The sequence below is a fragment of the Anabaena sp. UHCC 0187 genome (assembly GCF_009712035.1).
GTDB lineage: Bacteria > Cyanobacteriota > Cyanobacteriia > Cyanobacteriales > Nostocaceae > Dolichospermum.
Map to the genome: position 1 here is coordinate 1 of NZ_VILB01000005.1, position 16,115 is coordinate 16,115.

The window sequence follows — 16,115 nt, forward strand, 5'->3', positions numbered from 1 at the left end:
ACGATAAGTTTTTGTTGTTTAAAATTAGGCAAAACATCACTCTTACTAATCAAATTAGAGAAAAAAGAGGTTATTTGGAAAAATTGCCATAAAAATTCCCAAAAAACCCTTGATAATAAGGTAGAAAGATTCATAACTAAAAAAGTAATAGCAATAGTATGTAGTTGACTTAAACTAACTATAACCTATAGTAAATCTCGATTTTAGTGATTTTTAATGTGTGGTTTGGTTGCACTCTAAAACAATTTGACTACTCTCTTCTAACCTAGAAAATTGCTAATCTTCTTTTCTTCTTACTTCGCGCTCTTCGTGTCTTCGTGGTTTATTAAATTAAAAATTCTTTCAGCACCAAGAGATAAACAAATGATTCCTATCTAAAATAGATATACCAGAACCATAACCTATATCCAATTTTAAACTAGAAATACTTGTTGGGAGGATCTACCTCCCAGGATATTTTATATTAAGGAATAGACACAGATCGCAATAACCGTTCAACTATAGTTTTAGCATTTCGTCCCCCTCTAGGAATCAGACGATGACAAAGAACGTGAGGTGCAAGAAACTTGATATCATCAGGAAGAGCATATTCTCTACCTAAAATAAAAGCCAAAGCTTGAGCCGCTTTTTGTAATGCGACACTACCACGGGGACTAACACCGAGAGTGATTTCTTCATCCTGTCTAGTAGTCCGCACCAATTCCAAAATATATTGTTGCAAAGATTCTTCTACCTTGACTTGGGAACAAGCTTGGCGTAATGCTTGGACTTCTTCTAAAGTAATACAAGGCTGTAAATCAGCAACCTTTAAACCAGCTTGCAGATTTTGCAACATTTGCATTTCTTCAGATTCCGAAGGATAGCCCAAACTTAAAGACAGCATAAACCTGTCCATTTGGGCTTCTGGGAGGGGAAATGTCCCTTGGTACTCAACGGGGTTTTGGGTAGCTATGACAAAGAACGGCTGAGGAACGGGACGAGAAACGCCATCAACTGTTACCTGATGTTCTTCCATCACTTCCAACAAAGCTGACTGGGTACGGGGTGTAGCGCGGTTGATTTCGTCAGCTAGGAGGACGTTAGCAAAGATGGGCCCTGGTAAAAATGTAAATTCGCCACTTTTAGGATTCCAAATATTTGTGCCGGTAATATCCGTAGGGAGTAAGTCAGGGGTACATTGTAACCGTTGAAATTTGCCATCTACAGAACGGGCTAGGGATTTGGCTAAAAGGGTTTTACCAACACCGGGAACATCTTCTAATAAAGCATGACCACCACCAAGTAAAGCTACTATAACTAAGCGGATAGCTTCATGTTTACCAACGATGGTACGAGCCAAATTTTGTGTTAAAGCGTCAATTTTTTCTCTCATGCAGTACCTGGGGGGAAATGTAGAAGAAGTATAAAGTATAAAAAACTTACAGCAGATTGGAGGTAAATGAAGTATCAAATTTCAAATATCAAGTGGGTTTAACTCCTGAGTCCTGAATACTGACTCCTAACTCCTGCCGTATTTTCTACTTTAACCTTTCCTACAGTATTCCCACTGAACATTACCAATCCAGCATTAGAAATTAAAAATTTCTAATGCTGCTGTACAGTCAAGTTGAATTTGGTTTTTTAGAGCTTCCAGGGAAGGAAATTTCTGTTCGGGGCGCAAAAATTTTACTAACTGCACTACCAAATTTTTTCCGTACAAATCACCAGACCAATCTAACAGATGTACTTCCACATGGGTATCTATACCGTTAACAGTGGGACGGTTGCCGATATTCATCACCCCTACGTGCTGAGTAGGCGCGATATCCGGTGTTTGGTTAGGGATAATTACCTCAATAGCATAAACACCATAATGGGGTAAAAATTTATCTTTTGGTAGTTGAATGTTGGCGGTAGGGAAGCCAATAGTTCTCCCTAATTTTTGACCTGTTACTACTACACCTGTGAGGCTGTAAGGTCTTCCCAGGAGACGATTTGCTTTTTGAATATCACCTGTTTCCAAACTTTCCCGAATTAATGAAGTGCTGATGCGAGTATCATCTGCTGTGGATAAGTTGTCTGTATCAGTTTGTATAGGAACTATTGTCACAGGTATATTATATTTTGCCGCGAGTATTTGCAAATCTTGAGCAGTACCCATGCGCTTTTTGCCAAAACAAAAATCTTGGCCAACGCTAATTTGTTGACATTGCAGTTGTTGGACAAGGATTTTATCTACAAATTCTTCCGGGGAAAGGGCAGATAATTCTCTATCAAAAGGCAATAATACCAATTGCTCTACCCCAAGCGATCGCAATTGTTGAACTTTTTCATCCAGTGGTGTTAACAAATCACGGGGAAGTCCCGTAAAAAACTCATGGGGATGGGGATCAAAGGTGACAACGGTTGAGTATGGGCGGGGATTTTTTTGGTCTGAAGGGGCTGAATTTTCGCCACCTCCTGCTGACTGCAATACTGGCTGAATTACTCTTTGATGACCAAGATGAACACCATCAAATTTGCCAAGAGCAACAGCAGTTGGTGTCAGCAGTCCTTCTGTGGAAGAAGCAACCCATACAGAACACCCATTTTGAGACAAATTTAACACTTGGATTCGGGAATTTTAGGTTTATTGTCGCTATCAGCGTTGACGCTCTCACGCTGTTAGATATCTAATCACCAATCTAATCTAAAATCGAGGAATCCGTTGATTAAATTGGTTTTTGATTAGGTATCCCAACCCCACGGGGAAAACTAATTGGTGTGTTGGTTACTTTTCGTAAATAAAGGCAATGACGAATGCTATTACTCAAGGGAGTGGAAAATTCTTCAATTAGTTCAATTACGCCACCCAATTGTTCAACAGCAGTTTCTAGACTTTCATTTTCTGCTTGAGTCCAAGTACCACGATAAATTACCGCTAAACCGCCTTTTTTTACCAAAGGTAAGGCATATTCAGCACAAGCAGAAACATTACTCACAGCCCGAATTACCGCTAGATCATATTGTTGTCGATGTTGAATTTGTTGACCAATTTCTTCGGCTCTCCCCAGTAAAGTTTTGGCATTAGTAAGAGCAAGTGCCGATAAAATTGTCTCAATAAAAGTAATTTTCTTACCCGTAGAATCTAAAAGTGTAACTTGGGAATTGGGAAAAATTAGAGCAATGGGAATACCAGGAAAACCCGCACCCGTACCAATATCAATTATCCGCTTACCCTTTTCAATACCGGGGATAAATTGTTGTTTTGGGCAAATTCCGCGCAAAGAATCCCAAAGATGTTTTTCCCAAAATTCTTCCGGTTCAGTAATGCGAGTCAAGTTAAGTTGACGATTTCCGGCAATGATTAATTGATAAAGTTGTTGAAATTGGTTTTCTTGTAGTTCCGTTGGTTGCCAATTCAGAGTTTTTTGCCATATTTCTCCCATTTCTGGCAAATTATTGATGGGTAAAGATTCTATATTCATCACTATTTAATAAATTTTTTGCGTTCTTATGGGTAAATTTGTGTTTTTTGAGCGAACAGGGAACGGGCAACAGGGAACAGAAAAAAACTCATGTTTAAAAATATGAGATGGAAATAATGACACTGTTTTTTTTGGTGCTACGCATCTTTTAAAAACATCTTTTTCTTAACTGAGTTTTAAACTGGTGTCAATGAGTGATTCTTATCTGTTCCCTTGTTTAGGAGGAGTGGGTAGGGGTTTAGCACTGCTAAACCCCTACAAATATAGGTTTTTCGTAATTTCGTAAAAGTCCATTTCCCAACCGTGTTTAGTATATCCCAAGACTACTTACCCACAGCCCAAGTATCACGCCATTTAACAGTACCTTCTTTGGCAATTACCCAACGGCGATTTACGAGATTTTCCCGCAGCGGTGCTTGCCCTTCTCTCCATATAGCATACTTGTAACTAATTAAGTTACCTGTACTCTCATCAAAGGGAATCTCCGCAAACCAAGTATTAGCGTTGATGTACTCTAGGGGATATGCCTTGGTAATATCCCAGTTACCCAACTCTGGACAGTCTCCAGTCACCACAATAGTTTCTCCTGGTTGGGTATTCACGCCATTGAGTTGGACACGGACAATAGTTTCCCCATTGATGCGTTCTCCCACGCGGCTAAATACAATTACTCCCCGTTCTTCCAGTTGCAAATTATCAATCTTACCATTTTTAACTTCATACTTGTTGCGAGTCACTACACAAGTATATTCACCGTCGGGTAGTTCAACTTCTACTTCTGGGAGAGTCACTTCTCCTCCTCGGTTGAGTGCTACAAAACACAAAGAATCACGATAACGGCGCACATAGCAATAAACGTCAGGTGTGAGGTATTTTGGCCATTGGCTACCCATAGCTATGGCAGGATTTAGCCGCCGCAAACCAGAAAGTAGTCTGATAGTGCGATAAATTTCTGTATCGTGATCCCATTTTTCCATCATGGGACGATTGTAGGGATCGTTACCGCCATCAGTATCGTCGTGCAGATACTGTTCTGTGCCGTAATAGATGCAGGGAATACCGCGAGAGGTCATAATTAGAGCGATCGCCACTTTCAGCATCGCTGGATCAGAATTTAGCGATTGAAACCGGGACATATCATGGTTATCAATGAAAGTGACTAACTCAGTCGCCCCGTTGTAAGCATGGTCTTGATCAAAGATAGTTTGAATTGCTTGGAATCCGTCTTCAGAACCTTGTCCCAGTGCCGCCCGAATCGCCGTACACAGGCCAAAATCTAAAATAGACATCCCTGAATGATTCGCAAATTCAACCGAGTCAATATCACAAGGATGATTATAAATCCATTCCCCAAAAATAAACACATCTGGCTTGTGATTCATCATCTCGCCAGTAAATTCTTGCCAAAACCAGATTGGCATATGCTTGACAGTATCTACCCGCAGTGCATCCACACCTCGATCTAACCATTGTTTAATCGCTGACTTGATGTACTGACGATATTCACTATTGTTTTCATTGAATGTAGCTAAACCCGCTAATTCACAGTTCTGCACTTGCCATTCATCTTCCCAATTTTGCACTTCCCCATAGTGGTGATACCAATTATTGATATCGTTATTGAAGTCAGCAATTTTGACTCCATCATCATACAATTCACCCTTACTACCATTAGTATCAGGGCTGCTATGGTTGCAAACAATATCTAATACCAACTTCATTTTGCGGTGATGCAGTTCGGCAACTAAACGGTCAAATGTTGTATTTTTGGCTTCTTGGGTACTATTTAAAGAAGCATCTTCTCCTTGGGCAATGTAGCGAGAATTTATGCGCTTGAAGTCTTTTGTCCAATAGCCGTGCATTGCAGCATTGCTAAAAAATAAATCTTCTACCTGTTCAAATAGGGGAGTTAACCACAGGGTTGTTATTCCCATTTTTTGTAAATAGTCTAATTTATCAATCACACCTTGCAAATCACCACCCCAATACTTACCCCAATCTTTGCCAGTGGGATCATATAGTTTTGAGTTAGCGCCTTCACTATTATTTGGATCACCGTCATGAAAGCGATCAACTACAAGAAAGTAAATCGTTTCCTGGCGAAATTCGATATCTCTGGTATAAAGAAACTCTAGATCAATTTCTGTATCTGATGTGGTTGCTTGTATAATTGCTTCTACGGATGTCTTTTCTGAACCTACTTTGTACTGTTCTGGTGAATACTGTGATCCAGGAATTTGTACCATAAAAAATTAAACATCCATGAAGATTAAATACGTGGTCTAAATTAAATATAACATAGCTTCTCAGGAAACCTCCTGAAGACGGATGTTTCAGTTTAATTCCACAGTATTTTTTTTAAAAGGATCAAGAGTATCTACTCTAATCTTGCTCCTGTCCGAAAATATCTTGATTTTTAGGTTTTAGGCTTGAGGTGTTGAATTTTAGGTTAAATAAGTATTTCGGCTTAATACCATTATGTGTGTTAGAGTAGAGAAGTGAAGAAAAAAGCGACCTGTTCAGTCGTAAAGAGTAAAAATACTGAGGATGACTATTAAGGTATAACCTTAAAAATTTAGTAATCATAACAATTCAATTCCCTTCCTGCCAGCGATAGGAATGAATGCATATATAACCCACATTTTAAGGAGCAGCACCCTTGAATTTGCGTGCAAAGGGGGCTTCTTGACTATATTTAGTCTGCACAATAAAAGCTGTTTGTGCTAGGAAACTGTCAGGAATGGTTTTGAATTATAGGTGAAAAGTAGCGATACTCTCATTGACTGTAACGGTAATGCAATTTTAAATTCACGTAATCTTGATCTTGAAAATTAATACGGAGAATATTATGAACTTAGAAAATCGGGCTAAAGCAACTGCCAAAAATATTGAAGGCAAAGTTCAAGAAGCTATAGGAAATATTACGGGAGATCCTCAAGCTCAAGCTGAAGGGAAGGCAAAACAAGTGGAAGCAAGCACTACTCACATTATTGAAAATGTGAAAGATGAAGTCAAAAAAATTATTGACTAAGAGGATATTTGAAAAGTTTTAGGCGAATCATATTCGCTTTTTAAACATCCTTCTAGAGTTTATTTTCCATGGAAGGTATAAATAAAAATCCAATTATTTATACTTTCTAGTTTCGCGCCCTTAGTTAATAGTCAATACCCTTTAAAAATCCAAAATTCGTAATTTACAATGATTTTATTGCAAAAAATTCGTAAAGTATTACTAAACATTAGCCTAGTTTTGTTAGTTTCAACCTCTACAAGTTCGTAACACAATAGAAGATGTGAAAGCCAATGTGCAAAACATCCTCAACTAAGAGATAGAAAGCCTCAATTTTACATCAAAAAAGCGAAATCTAAAAGCAGATAGATTATTGCTAAATTTTGACTGATTTAGAGGCAGATATTTTAAATTCCTTCGTGTCCTAATTCCAGCAATTATTGCTGATATCAACTATGACTAACCCCCAAAATCCTAATCCTAATAATCGTGAAGATAATTTAACAAAGGGGAAAACATCCTCTTATAGTGACGGTTACTCTGATGGTCGAGTTTCTGGAACAAACCTCAAAAACGAAGCACTACAAGCACGCGATCAAAACAATACTGCTGGCGGCTTGTTAATTGGTATTGGTATTACTGCTTTATTAGGACTAAGTGGACTTGCTTACTACTTCTGGGGGCGGCCACCAGCTATCAATCCGGTAATTGTTGTACCTGCTCCTGCTCAACAGCCAGCTAAACAGACAACTATCATCGAAAAGACGAATACTATTGAGCGTGTTTCAGTACCAGCAGTTGCTACTGTTCGCCCACAAAGTGCGCCTAATGTTAACGTAAAAGTTGCGATTCCACAGCCACAAACACCTAAACAAGAAAAGACAGATATTAAGGTGATTGTCCCTAGTAATTCACAGCCTGCTCCCGCTGCACCGAACACGACGATTAATGTAGCTCCTCCTGAATCATCCACGAAGACTTCAACACCTACCTCTAACCCGGACACGAGTTCAAAAACGCAAACATCTCCTAATACGCCTAAGACTAGTTCAGATACAGGTACTCAAACGAATTCAAACCCATAGCAACACGAGTCTAGGTTTCAACTTGGACGGGGTTTATGTCGAAAATAAGCCAACTACTTTTAAAACATCTAGGACTTACGCAAGTCTCACACTAAAAATTTGTTACAAGGTGCATCAGACATCAATAATCTGTTTATTTGCAGGATTTATACAGTCTAACGCACCTTACCAATGTATGTACTAGTTGCGTAAGTCCTGACATTTTCATGGATAATTAATCTTTTTCATCCCTTAATTTTTATTTAAACATTTTTAATTAATCAGTACCTCCTGTTCTTTATTTCCTAAAGTCGCAGGATCAACTGATTTTAAAACCCCATGATCTAATGTCCAGCAATAATCAGCTATTGGTAACATATCACCTGCATCATGTGTTACAACTAACAATGTCCAATCTTTTTTGAGTTTGGCTAATAAATTCACCAGTTGGCGACGCATTGACCAATCTAATCCCGCTGTAGGTTCATCTAATAATAATACATTTGGTTGACGAATTAATTGTACCGCTAAAGCCAAACGTCGCTGTTGTCCACCGCTTAAAGCATGGGGTGATGCAGATAAGGATAAATGATCTAATCCAACTTCTGTTAATGCTTGTTTAACCTGTTCTGTTCCTAGTTCGGGATGTCCTAAGCGCAATTCTTCTAAAATTGTCCCCCCGCAAAAATGCCGTTCTGGAAATTGAAATACTAAACCAGCTAATTGTTGTAGTTCTTCGGCTATAAGTCCCTGTTCTCTCCAAAAAACCCCACCAGCGGTAGGATCAGCCAATCCAGATAAAATTTCTAATAAGGTGCTTTTACCCGAACCGCTAGGGCCAATAATTAAACCCAGTTTCTGGGGTGGTAATTCTAAATTTATAGCTTGGAGAATTGCTTTTGGGCAGGCTGTGGGGTGATAAGTTAGATTTCTAAGATAGAGCATTTGTAAAGATTACCAAGTTATGAAAAATTTTGGTGGCAATAGACGTAATTTATAATTAACTATTTTGGCATTTTAGGTAACAGATACAACAATTTTAACCGTAATTATTCTGAGATTTGCCATGTTCAAACAGTTTTTAATTCCTCAATTGATGATATTCTGCCGATTTCCTGTATTTTTAAAAGTGACTGTTACGGCTTCCATCCTGTTAAATATTTTGGTAAATCCCTCCTTTGCTGGTGATCCATTTCGCAATCGAGAACCCCATAAAATTGGCGATCGCACGGAAGCCGCTTTTAATGCTATTTTTCAACAAGGAAATTACCCCACAGCCAAAGATGCTTTACAAAAAGCAATGTCTAGCGAACCCAATGAACCCTTAATTTACGCGATCCAGGCTTCTCTAGCATATCAAAACCAAGATTTGGTTGGTTTAGAAAAATACAGTCGCAAAACCCTAGAAACTGGACAAAATCTTATTGCCAGTAATCCATTACGTGGTAATTTATACACTGCGGCTGGTCATTTTCTAGAAGGGGCGGTAATTCTCAGTCGAGAAGGGACTGTAAATGGTGCTGCTTCTGCATTTAGTCGCTTACGTAAAGTCTATACATATCTTGACAGAGCCGAAAGGATTTCTGCCAATGATCCAGAGTTAAACTTAATTCGCGGCTATATGGATTTAATGTTAGCTGTGAATTTGCCTTTTGCTAGTCCAGATGATGTAATTAATCGGTTGGAAAAAAAAGCTGCACCTGGTTATTTAGTAGATAGAGGTATTGCTTTAGCATATCGAGATTTGAAAAAGTATTCCCAGGCTTTAGATTATGTTAATCGCACCTTAAAAACAACTGCTGACAACCCAGAAATTTATTATCTCAAAGCCCAAATTCTCCATGAAAAGGGCAAAAACGAAAAAAGCCAGAATTTAATTAAGGAAGCAATAGCTCATTTTGACAAAGCATTAGCCAAAAAATCCCAACTTCCTGCTAATTTAGTTAAACAAATTGAATACGAACGTAATCAAGCTGTCAGTAGTCAGTTGTCAGTTGTCAATTACCCATTACCCATTACCTATTACAAAAATGGAAATTCAATTCCGCGAGTTTAATCCTTTTGATACTTGGATTTGGTTAAAGTTCAGCACTGTTCCCTCCCAGCAGGAAAAAAAATATGTAGAAGAAGTTTTTAATTCCTGGTTTTATCTAGGTAAATTGGGGGGATTTAATGCGGAAAATCTCCAAATCCAAGATACAGGACTTGATATCAGCTACATGAATTATGATGCTAAAGGCTATGATAAAAGCTTAATGGCTTTGATGCACAACATGGGTGAATTTGAATATGAAGGAGAATGGGCGCGTTGTTGGTTTGATTTAGGTACAAGTGATGCGATCGCATTAGATATTCTGATCAACGCCTTAACTCAACTAACTGAAGAATATGTAACTATTGAAGAACTATATCTTGGTGGTGAAAATTCAGATTGGCCGATAGAAGATAGTGAAAGTCGCCCCTCCTCAATTTACGATAATTAATTGCAATCATGAATAAAGAAGGTCAAATTCGGGTAATTGTTTTAGCACTAATTCGAGATGGTAATAGAATATTTGTTTCTGAAGGATATGATCCTCAAAAACAATCAATATTCTATCGCGCTTTAGGAGGTGGTGTGGAATTTGGCGAAACTAGCCGCATAGCATTAGTTAGAGAATTTCAAGAAGAAATTCAAGCAGAATTAACCAATATTCGCTATTTGAGTTGTATTGAAAACTTATTTACTTTTAATGGTAAACAAGGACATGAAATCATTCAACTCTATGAATGTGATTTTGCTGATTCCAAGTTTTATCAAATCGAAAGTTTAACTTTTTCAGAAACACCAGCACGTCAACATCGCGCACTATGGATAGATATTTCCCGGTTCAAATCTGGTGAATTAAGATTAGTTCCTGAAGTATTTTTTGATTATTTGTAAATCAAAATATAGCAATTCTCTCCAGGATTGCTATAGTAAAAATAAAGGTAAATAGGAGGAAGTTAATTATGACCTTACAATTAGCAAAACCACGCCTTAACACTTTTCGTCTCAATGTTTCTCAATACCACCAAATGAGCGAAGTAGGTATTTTTTCAGAAAATGATAAGGTAGAACTAATTAATGGAGAAATTATAGAAATGTCACCAATTGGTAGAAGACACGCAGCTTGTGTTGACAGAATTAATCGCTTATTTAGCAATATTCTGGGAATAAAAGTAATTGTTAGGGTACAAAATCCGATTATCTTAAATAACTTATCTGAACCTGAACCAGATATAGCATTACTACAACCCCGTGCAGATTTTTATGAATCTGGACACCCTGAACCCAAAGATATATTTCTATTAATTGAAGTTGCAGATAGCAGTCTGGAATATGATAGAGACGTAAAAATTCCTCTCTATGCTAGTAGTGGTATTACTGAAGTTTGGTTAGTTGATATTTATGAACAAGTAATTATTATTTATCGCTACCCTAGCGAAAATGGTTATAGCGAGATTCAAAAACTAAGTCGCGGGGAGAAAATGTCAATTCAAGCATTCCCCGAAATTAATTTAGTTGTAGATGATATTTTGGGATCAATAGTTTCATAGCCTCTAAATAACATTCAATTCACATCTTCAGATATTAATTAAATAGAATTGTAGAAATATTAATCAAAGCAATAATGTTTTCTTACGTCGCTGGTAATTTCCCATGTACACGACATCCCAGCGGGAAAAGTTACTAAGTCTCCCTTACCCATTTCTACCGCTTCTCCTCCATCAGGAGTGACAATAACATTACCTGCTAAAAAGTAGCAAGTTTCTTGATCATCGTAAGTCCAGGAAAATTTGGATATTTCCTTTTTCCAAATTGCCCAGTTGAATACATCTAACTCGTTGAGATGTGCAAGACTAGGTTGATGTTCGACTTTAATTTTCATGGAATTGACTTGTATTTAACAATAAGATTGGATATCTTCTCCACACTTATCTACTAAATAACATAATGCGCGAAAACGCAAGCCTACAAACTGCTCATACAGTGGGTTAAATTTGCATAAAGGCGGAATGTGGGCAACTTTTCGGCCAAAAACTATGATATCACGCTCAAAGGGACATTGGGCAGGAATTAATTTAGCAATCAATCTAGCAACTTGAGGATTATCAATTTCAATTTCGTCGAACCATTGACGGATTTTTTGCAATAAATCAAACTTATTTTTAACTGAATGGTTTTCCTCGATAGGGTTAACAAAACTAGAGAGAATCATCGGTTGACTATTGGTTTTTAGCATGGTTGTAAATCCTATGTAGATGAGATTGATAAATTATCTTGGGAATTTGCACTGAACTTGAAGAACTGTAAAGTAGTTGAACTAATTTTTATTTAAACTGGCTTTGTGTGGAATAACTGTTCACTTGAATACAAAATAACAAAGAAAATCTAAAAATGGTATAGTCTCAGCTTATGGATTCCTGATATTGGATATAGTAATCTCATATATAAAATCCCAATTCATGGTTTGAAAACTCCTCAGTAATCTCAATGGGCATGGGCAAGAACACTGATTTATCTAGCTTTTACCCCAGCTAGATTGCAGAAGCATTAGGAAACGATGACAATTAATTTTAGGTTATAGAAGATAAAGAAAAATGTTATGTAAGTTACTTACTTTATAATCATGCACAGGCAACAAGGAAGAAGAAAGTTCATTTTGTTTTCTATTCCCTGTTCTCAATGGCGATCAAATACCTGTGTTTAGATTAACCTGGGCAGCTTTGCAAAATATAACTACATAATTCGCAAAATCCATCTCCTTCGGCTGCTGTAGTCACATAGGTAGGTTGATGCTGTAACTGATCTACATATTCTTGTATATTTGCTACACCTACGGAAATAGGAAAATAACGCTGGTTAAATAAACTTTCATCATTGGGACTGTCACCAACAGTGATAACCTGTTCTGGTAAGTACATAGGGAAATACTGACGTAAAACTTTTAATAAGCCGATTGCTTTATCTTGTCCTTGAGGTTTAATATGACATTGAACATTACTATAAGTAAAACCCCAACCCATTTGTTCACAAATGTTACTAATATTTTTGAGATCATCGGTCGTTAATGAGTTAATATCAAATGTCCAGTCTGTGACTCGAAACCGATTATCAGCAGATTCTTGAATTTGCGGAAAACAACTTTGTAATTTTGCAAAAGTTCTAGCTAAATGTTGACGATGGTTAGCTAAGTCAGGAATATGTGTGAGTGTAACTGCTTCAGAACTACCTGACGGATAATATAAACCACCGTTTTCTGCTATTGCACCATTAATGGGCACTAAGCTACTAATCGCGCTTACCCACCCAGCGGAACGTCCAGTAATAATTAATACGGGAATTTTAGCCGCTGCTAAACTCTCTAAAGTATTTAGTAGTTTTGATGTGAATTTGCCATGCTTAGTGAGTGTACCATCCATATCTGTGGCTAAAAGGCAAATCTGGCACAAATGCGTAGATACTATATCGGAAAACTGCTGTATATTTATGAGATGTTTGCCCAAGTCTGTAATAGGTCTATACATATGAAATTATCAAAACAATGTGAAAAATATTTATACCATAGCAAACTACTAGGCAAGATTTGGGCATTCTAAACAACAGAAGTTAATAGTTTTTTTAGGTTATAAATTATGGTCAGTACAATTTTTCTGGCTCAGTCTTCTGGCTCAAAGATCACAAAAACGAATAAAGCTGTAGTCACCAATGAATCTGAAGGTCCGCCATTATTACTATTTGCTAGTGGAGGGCTGGTTTTAGCTTTAGTCGCTGTAATTATTTATAGCAAACTTTTAGTCCAAAAGGCGGAGAAGAAAATTAAGTTTGAAAAATTTCGCACGCGAGAATTAGAGAAAAAGCTCAAATTAGCTTTAGAAACTATTCGCAAAATGGAAACTAATCCAGATTTAGTTCACTCACGGGATTTTAACCTCGATTATCTGCGAATGCGGATGTCAGAGGAAGTATTCCATTTTGCCTTAGTTAATCAAATTAAAATTAAGGTTAAAGAGAAGATATCTCAAGCACTGCGTCCTAGTCAATCTAGCCAAGGAGCGGTGGGAGTTGCTAGTAACAGTGGCAAGCAAGTAGATGAAACTTTTGATGTCGAACATGAAACTGGTGTAGCGCCCAACATTGTGAAGCGGGTGCTATTTCGAGTCCAAATTAGATTAATGAAGTTACCAACTCAAGCTACTTCTGCTACTATCAGCCAAATAATTGGTTGTATAGAAACATATCTTAGTCCCAGAGAAGATGATGATAGCTGGCAACCCACTATTCAAGGTCGGATTGTTTATATGCACTGGGATCAAAAGGCCAAACCTACCCCGCTGCTGGTACTAGAACAATCAAATGAAGGGGTGAATGTGACATTTAGAACTAGCCGTCAAAGCCCTGTGCCAACAAAACAACAGCCAGAAAATTCACATCATTCAGATGCTATCCAAAAATAATCACAATTTTAGATGATCAACAGATACAGCATGGGTCAGCAGTCAGGAGCAAAACTCTTTTGGTATCAAGCTCGTGATTAAAATTAGGAATTATGATTATTTGTTTTAGCGTCATGATTAGAAACTACATTTTGAGCATCACGGGTAAGTAAACCGTCTTCCATTTCCACAATGCGATCAGCTATATCTAAGATCCGGTTATCGTGAGTCACTAATAAAATCGCAGTTCCTTGATCTTTAGCCAGACGCTGCATGATTTCTACTACATCACGTCCTGATTGTTTGTCTAATGCAGCGGTTGGTTCATCTGCTAATACTAAAGGAGGGTGATTGACTAGAGCGCGAGCGATCGCAATTCTTTGTTTTTGTCCACCAGATAAATTATCTGGATAGTAGTTAACGCGTTCTTGTAAACCCACAGATGTCAGCATATCTTCTGACTGAGAAATAGCCGCTGATTGAGAAATATTATGATTTAATTCCACAGCCATTTGGACATTTTGCCTAGCAGTTAAAAAACCCAATAAATTGTGAGCTTGGAAAATATAACCAATTTTACGTCTCATGTGTACCAGTTTACTTTGACTAGCTCCACATAGTTCTTCACCCAAAAATTTTAAACTTCCCTCTTGTACCGATCTTAATCCACCAATCAGACTCAATAAAGTTGTTTTACCTGAACCGGATGGTCCCGTCATAATCACAATTTCTCCGGCATAGATTTCCAGACTAATATCAAATAAAATCTGTTTTCTTAGAGAGCCTTTGCCATAGTAGTGATTAATATTCTTGATAGAAATTACAGGTTCTTTGTTGATCATAATAAAAGAGTGTAGGAGTCAGAAGAAAGAAGTCAGGAGTCAGGAGAAAGAAAGAAGAAGAAAGAAAGAAGAAGCAAAAAAGAAGGAAAAAAGTAAGTCAACTAACTATTAAAAAATATCGGCTGGATCAGCAGAGCTTAATTTACGAATAGCAATCATTCCGGAAATAAAGCACATTAAAATAGTTAACATAAGCACCATAATAGCGCGATCATAACTCATGAATATGGGCAAAAGTGTGGCATCTCTAGCAACACTATACAGAACAAGAGCGCAGCCAAATCCAGGTAAATAACCAACAACTGCTAATAGAAAAGCCTCTTGCAAAATCACCATTAGTAAATAGTTTTGAGTGTAACCTATGGCTTTGAGAGTAGCATATTCAGATAAATGATCGTTGACTTCTGTATACAGAATTTGATAAACAATTACAGTTCCCACAATAAAACCCATAATTGTCCCTAAAGTAAAAATAAAGCCAATAGCCGTACTACTTGCCCAATAATTTCTTTCAAATTCGATAAATTGTTCCTTAGTTAAAACATTGATACCTTTAGGTAGATAATTCCGCAAATCTTGAGCTACTTGGAGAGAATCTGCACCTGGTTTTAATTTAATTACACCAATATCAATTAATCCCCGTTGCCGATTATTAAAAATTCGTAAAAAGTTAACATCACTGGTAATTAAATTTCCATCTGCTCCAAAAGATGCACCTAAAGTAAATAAGCCACCGACCTTAACTTGTCGTCTTCGTACTTCTGCTGTAACAAGTTTTCCCTGATTAAAGTTATCAGCAATTGGACCATACTCTACCCTAGAAGAACGGTCATATAAAACCACATCAGGAAGCTTGAGCTTATTTAAATTTTTGTCCACTCCCGGTAAATCAAATAAATTAACTTCTGGATTTATGCCGAAAATTAATATATTTCGGGGGCGGCCTGTAACGGGATTTCGCCAGCTAGTATAGTCTAAATATATGGGATGCACGGACTGAACTGTTGGCAAATCCAATGCCTTATATAAACGACGCTGGGAAAACGGTTTCATTGATAGAACAGCAGTAGATTGAGTGTTAATTAAAATCACATCTCCTACTAAACTGCTGTGCATTCTGACGTTACTGTAATAGAGTGCATCCCGGAAACCTAGCTGCATGAACATTAGAATATCAGCAAAGGCAATACCTGACAAAGCTACCGCTAGGCGAGTTTTTTCTCTTGTCAGTTGTAGCCAAGATAAAGGTATTTTTATTGCCATTTTCTAGCCTTTCTAATCTTGATACTAATTA

Annotated in this window: 17 protein-coding genes; 7 read left to right on the top strand and 10 right to left on the bottom strand. The window is 37.5% G+C overall.

Annotation, left to right across the window (positions count from 1 at the left end; translation table 11 throughout):
* Positions 1-463: 463 nt before the first annotated feature.
* The 4 genes from FJR11_RS04665 to FJR11_RS04680 all read right to left on the bottom strand — a co-directional run bounded on the left by FJR11_RS04665 (position 464) and on the right by FJR11_RS04680 (position 5,692).
* Positions 464-1,372 (bottom strand): MoxR family ATPase, encoded by a 909-nt coding sequence (locus tag FJR11_RS04665; RefSeq protein WP_168502557.1) that lies wholly within the window; start codon positions 1,370-1,372, stop codon positions 464-466.
* 195 nt (positions 1,373-1,567) lie between these two features.
* Entirely contained in the window at positions 1,568-2,587 is a 1,020-nt protein-coding gene (locus FJR11_RS04670; RefSeq protein WP_168502558.1) for a bifunctional riboflavin kinase/FAD synthetase, read from the bottom strand.
* Between the two features lie 103 nt (positions 2,588-2,690).
* On the bottom strand, positions 2,691-3,446 hold the full coding sequence (gene rsmG, locus FJR11_RS04675; protein WP_168502559.1) for a 16S rRNA (guanine(527)-N(7))-methyltransferase RsmG: 756 nt from the start codon (positions 3,444-3,446) through the stop codon (positions 2,691-2,693).
* Between the two features lie 323 nt (positions 3,447-3,769).
* On the bottom strand, positions 3,770-5,692 hold the full coding sequence (locus FJR11_RS04680; RefSeq protein ID WP_168502560.1) for an alpha-amylase family glycosyl hydrolase: 1,923 nt from the start codon (positions 5,690-5,692) through the stop codon (positions 3,770-3,772).
* 602 nt (positions 5,693-6,294) lie between these two features.
* Here FJR11_RS04680 and FJR11_RS04685 point away from each other — a divergent pair.
* Together FJR11_RS04685 and FJR11_RS04690 are read left to right on the top strand one after the other, a co-directional pair.
* Positions 6,295-6,477: a CsbD family protein gene (locus FJR11_RS04685; RefSeq protein ID WP_168502561.1), complete on the top strand. Its 183-nt coding sequence runs from the start codon at positions 6,295-6,297 to the stop codon at positions 6,475-6,477.
* Positions 6,478-6,896: 419 nt separating this feature from the next.
* Entirely contained in the window at positions 6,897-7,541 is a 645-nt protein-coding gene (locus FJR11_RS04690; RefSeq protein WP_254444682.1) for a hypothetical protein, read from the top strand.
* Between the two features lie 252 nt (positions 7,542-7,793).
* Here the strand turns inward: FJR11_RS04690 and FJR11_RS04695 are convergent, their stop codons facing one another.
* Positions 7,794-8,465 (bottom strand): ABC transporter ATP-binding protein, encoded by a 672-nt coding sequence (locus tag FJR11_RS04695; RefSeq protein ID WP_168502563.1) that lies wholly within the window; start codon positions 8,463-8,465, stop codon positions 7,794-7,796.
* A gap of 121 nt (positions 8,466-8,586) precedes the next feature.
* On the opposite strand from FJR11_RS04695, the gene FJR11_RS04700 reads away from it, so the two are divergent.
* The 4 genes from FJR11_RS04700 to FJR11_RS04715 all read left to right on the top strand — a co-directional run bounded on the left by FJR11_RS04700 (position 8,587) and on the right by FJR11_RS04715 (position 11,099).
* Positions 8,587-9,576 (top strand): Sll0314/Alr1548 family TPR repeat-containing protein, encoded by a 990-nt coding sequence (locus tag FJR11_RS04700; RefSeq protein ID WP_168502564.1) that lies wholly within the window; start codon positions 8,587-8,589, stop codon positions 9,574-9,576.
* Positions 9,551-10,003: a DUF3531 family protein gene (locus tag FJR11_RS04705; RefSeq protein ID WP_168502565.1), complete on the top strand. Its 453-nt coding sequence runs from the start codon at positions 9,551-9,553 to the stop codon at positions 10,001-10,003. Before FJR11_RS04700 ends, FJR11_RS04705 begins: the two co-directional genes overlap by 26 nt.
* 8 nt (positions 10,004-10,011) lie before the next feature.
* A complete protein-coding gene (locus tag FJR11_RS04710; RefSeq protein WP_168502566.1) occupies positions 10,012-10,443 on the top strand; it encodes an NUDIX hydrolase in 432 nt (143 codons plus the stop codon).
* A gap of 68 nt (positions 10,444-10,511) precedes the next feature.
* Positions 10,512-11,099 carry a Uma2 family endonuclease gene (locus tag FJR11_RS04715; protein WP_168502567.1) on the top strand — a complete coding sequence of 196 codons (588 nt, stop codon included), beginning with the start codon at positions 10,512-10,514 and terminating at the stop codon, positions 11,097-11,099.
* A 59-nt stretch (positions 11,100-11,158) separates the two neighbouring features.
* Here the strand turns inward: FJR11_RS04715 and FJR11_RS04720 are convergent, their stop codons facing one another.
* The 3 genes from FJR11_RS04720 to FJR11_RS04730 all read right to left on the bottom strand — a co-directional run bounded on the left by FJR11_RS04720 (position 11,159) and on the right by FJR11_RS04730 (position 13,070).
* Positions 11,159-11,431, bottom strand: a complete 273-nt coding sequence (locus tag FJR11_RS04720; protein WP_168502568.1) for a cupin domain-containing protein — start codon at positions 11,429-11,431, stop codon at positions 11,159-11,161.
* Between the two features lie 15 nt (positions 11,432-11,446).
* Positions 11,447-11,785 carry a Mo-dependent nitrogenase C-terminal domain-containing protein gene (locus tag FJR11_RS04725; RefSeq protein ID WP_168502569.1) on the bottom strand — a complete coding sequence of 113 codons (339 nt, stop codon included), beginning with the start codon at positions 11,783-11,785 and terminating at the stop codon, positions 11,447-11,449.
* Between the two features lie 469 nt (positions 11,786-12,254).
* On the bottom strand, positions 12,255-13,070 hold the full coding sequence (locus FJR11_RS04730; protein ID WP_168502570.1) for an HAD family hydrolase: 816 nt from the start codon (positions 13,068-13,070) through the stop codon (positions 12,255-12,257).
* A gap of 108 nt (positions 13,071-13,178) precedes the next feature.
* Between FJR11_RS04730 and FJR11_RS04735 the strand changes: the two genes are divergently transcribed.
* Positions 13,179-14,000, top strand: coding sequence for a hypothetical protein (locus tag FJR11_RS04735; protein ID WP_168502571.1), 822 nt, complete (start codon positions 13,179-13,181; stop codon positions 13,998-14,000).
* 83 nt (positions 14,001-14,083) lie between these two features.
* Here FJR11_RS04735 and FJR11_RS04740 read toward each other — a convergent pair whose 3' ends face one another.
* A complete protein-coding gene (locus FJR11_RS04740) occupies positions 14,084-14,821 on the bottom strand; it encodes a DevA family ABC transporter ATP-binding protein (protein WP_168502572.1) in 738 nt (245 codons plus the stop codon).
* A gap of 108 nt (positions 14,822-14,929) precedes the next feature.
* Positions 14,930-16,084, bottom strand: coding sequence for an ABC transporter permease DevC (devC, locus tag FJR11_RS04745; protein ID WP_168502573.1), 1,155 nt, complete (start codon positions 16,082-16,084; stop codon positions 14,930-14,932).
* Positions 16,085-16,115 lie beyond the last annotated feature (31 nt).

What these genes read in the sequence shown, in the direction of transcription:
- FJR11_RS04665 (WP_168502557.1), bottom strand. Translation starts at nt 1,372, where the DNA reads ATGAGAGAAAAAATTGACGCTTTAACACAAAATTTGGCTCGTACCATC.
- rsmG (WP_168502559.1), bottom strand. Translation starts at nt 3,446, where the DNA reads ATGAATATAGAATCTTTACCCATCAATAATTTGCCAGAAATGGGAGAA.
- FJR11_RS04680 (WP_168502560.1), bottom strand. Translation starts at nt 5,692, where the DNA reads ATGGTACAAATTCCTGGATCACAGTATTCACCAGAACAGTACAAAGTA.
- FJR11_RS04685 (WP_168502561.1), top strand. Translation starts at nt 6,295, where the DNA reads ATGAACTTAGAAAATCGGGCTAAAGCAACTGCCAAAAATATTGAAGGC.
- FJR11_RS04695 (WP_168502563.1), bottom strand. Translation starts at nt 8,465, where the DNA reads ATGCTCTATCTTAGAAATCTAACTTATCACCCCACAGCCTGCCCAAAA.
- FJR11_RS04700 (WP_168502564.1), top strand. Translation starts at nt 8,587, where the DNA reads ATGTTCAAACAGTTTTTAATTCCTCAATTGATGATATTCTGCCGATTT.
- FJR11_RS04705 (WP_168502565.1), top strand. Translation starts at nt 9,551, where the DNA reads ATGGAAATTCAATTCCGCGAGTTTAATCCTTTTGATACTTGGATTTGG.
- FJR11_RS04710 (WP_168502566.1), top strand. Translation starts at nt 10,012, where the DNA reads ATGAATAAAGAAGGTCAAATTCGGGTAATTGTTTTAGCACTAATTCGA.
- FJR11_RS04715 (WP_168502567.1), top strand. Translation starts at nt 10,512, where the DNA reads ATGACCTTACAATTAGCAAAACCACGCCTTAACACTTTTCGTCTCAAT.
- FJR11_RS04720 (WP_168502568.1), bottom strand. Translation starts at nt 11,431, where the DNA reads ATGAAAATTAAAGTCGAACATCAACCTAGTCTTGCACATCTCAACGAG.
- FJR11_RS04725 (WP_168502569.1), bottom strand. Translation starts at nt 11,785, where the DNA reads ATGCTAAAAACCAATAGTCAACCGATGATTCTCTCTAGTTTTGTTAAC.
- FJR11_RS04730 (WP_168502570.1), bottom strand. Translation starts at nt 13,070, where the DNA reads ATGTATAGACCTATTACAGACTTGGGCAAACATCTCATAAATATACAG.
- FJR11_RS04735 (WP_168502571.1), top strand. Translation starts at nt 13,179, where the DNA reads ATGGTCAGTACAATTTTTCTGGCTCAGTCTTCTGGCTCAAAGATCACA.
- FJR11_RS04740 (WP_168502572.1), bottom strand. Translation starts at nt 14,821, where the DNA reads ATGATCAACAAAGAACCTGTAATTTCTATCAAGAATATTAATCACTAC.
- devC (WP_168502573.1), bottom strand. Translation starts at nt 16,084, where the DNA reads ATGGCAATAAAAATACCTTTATCTTGGCTACAACTGACAAGAGAAAAA.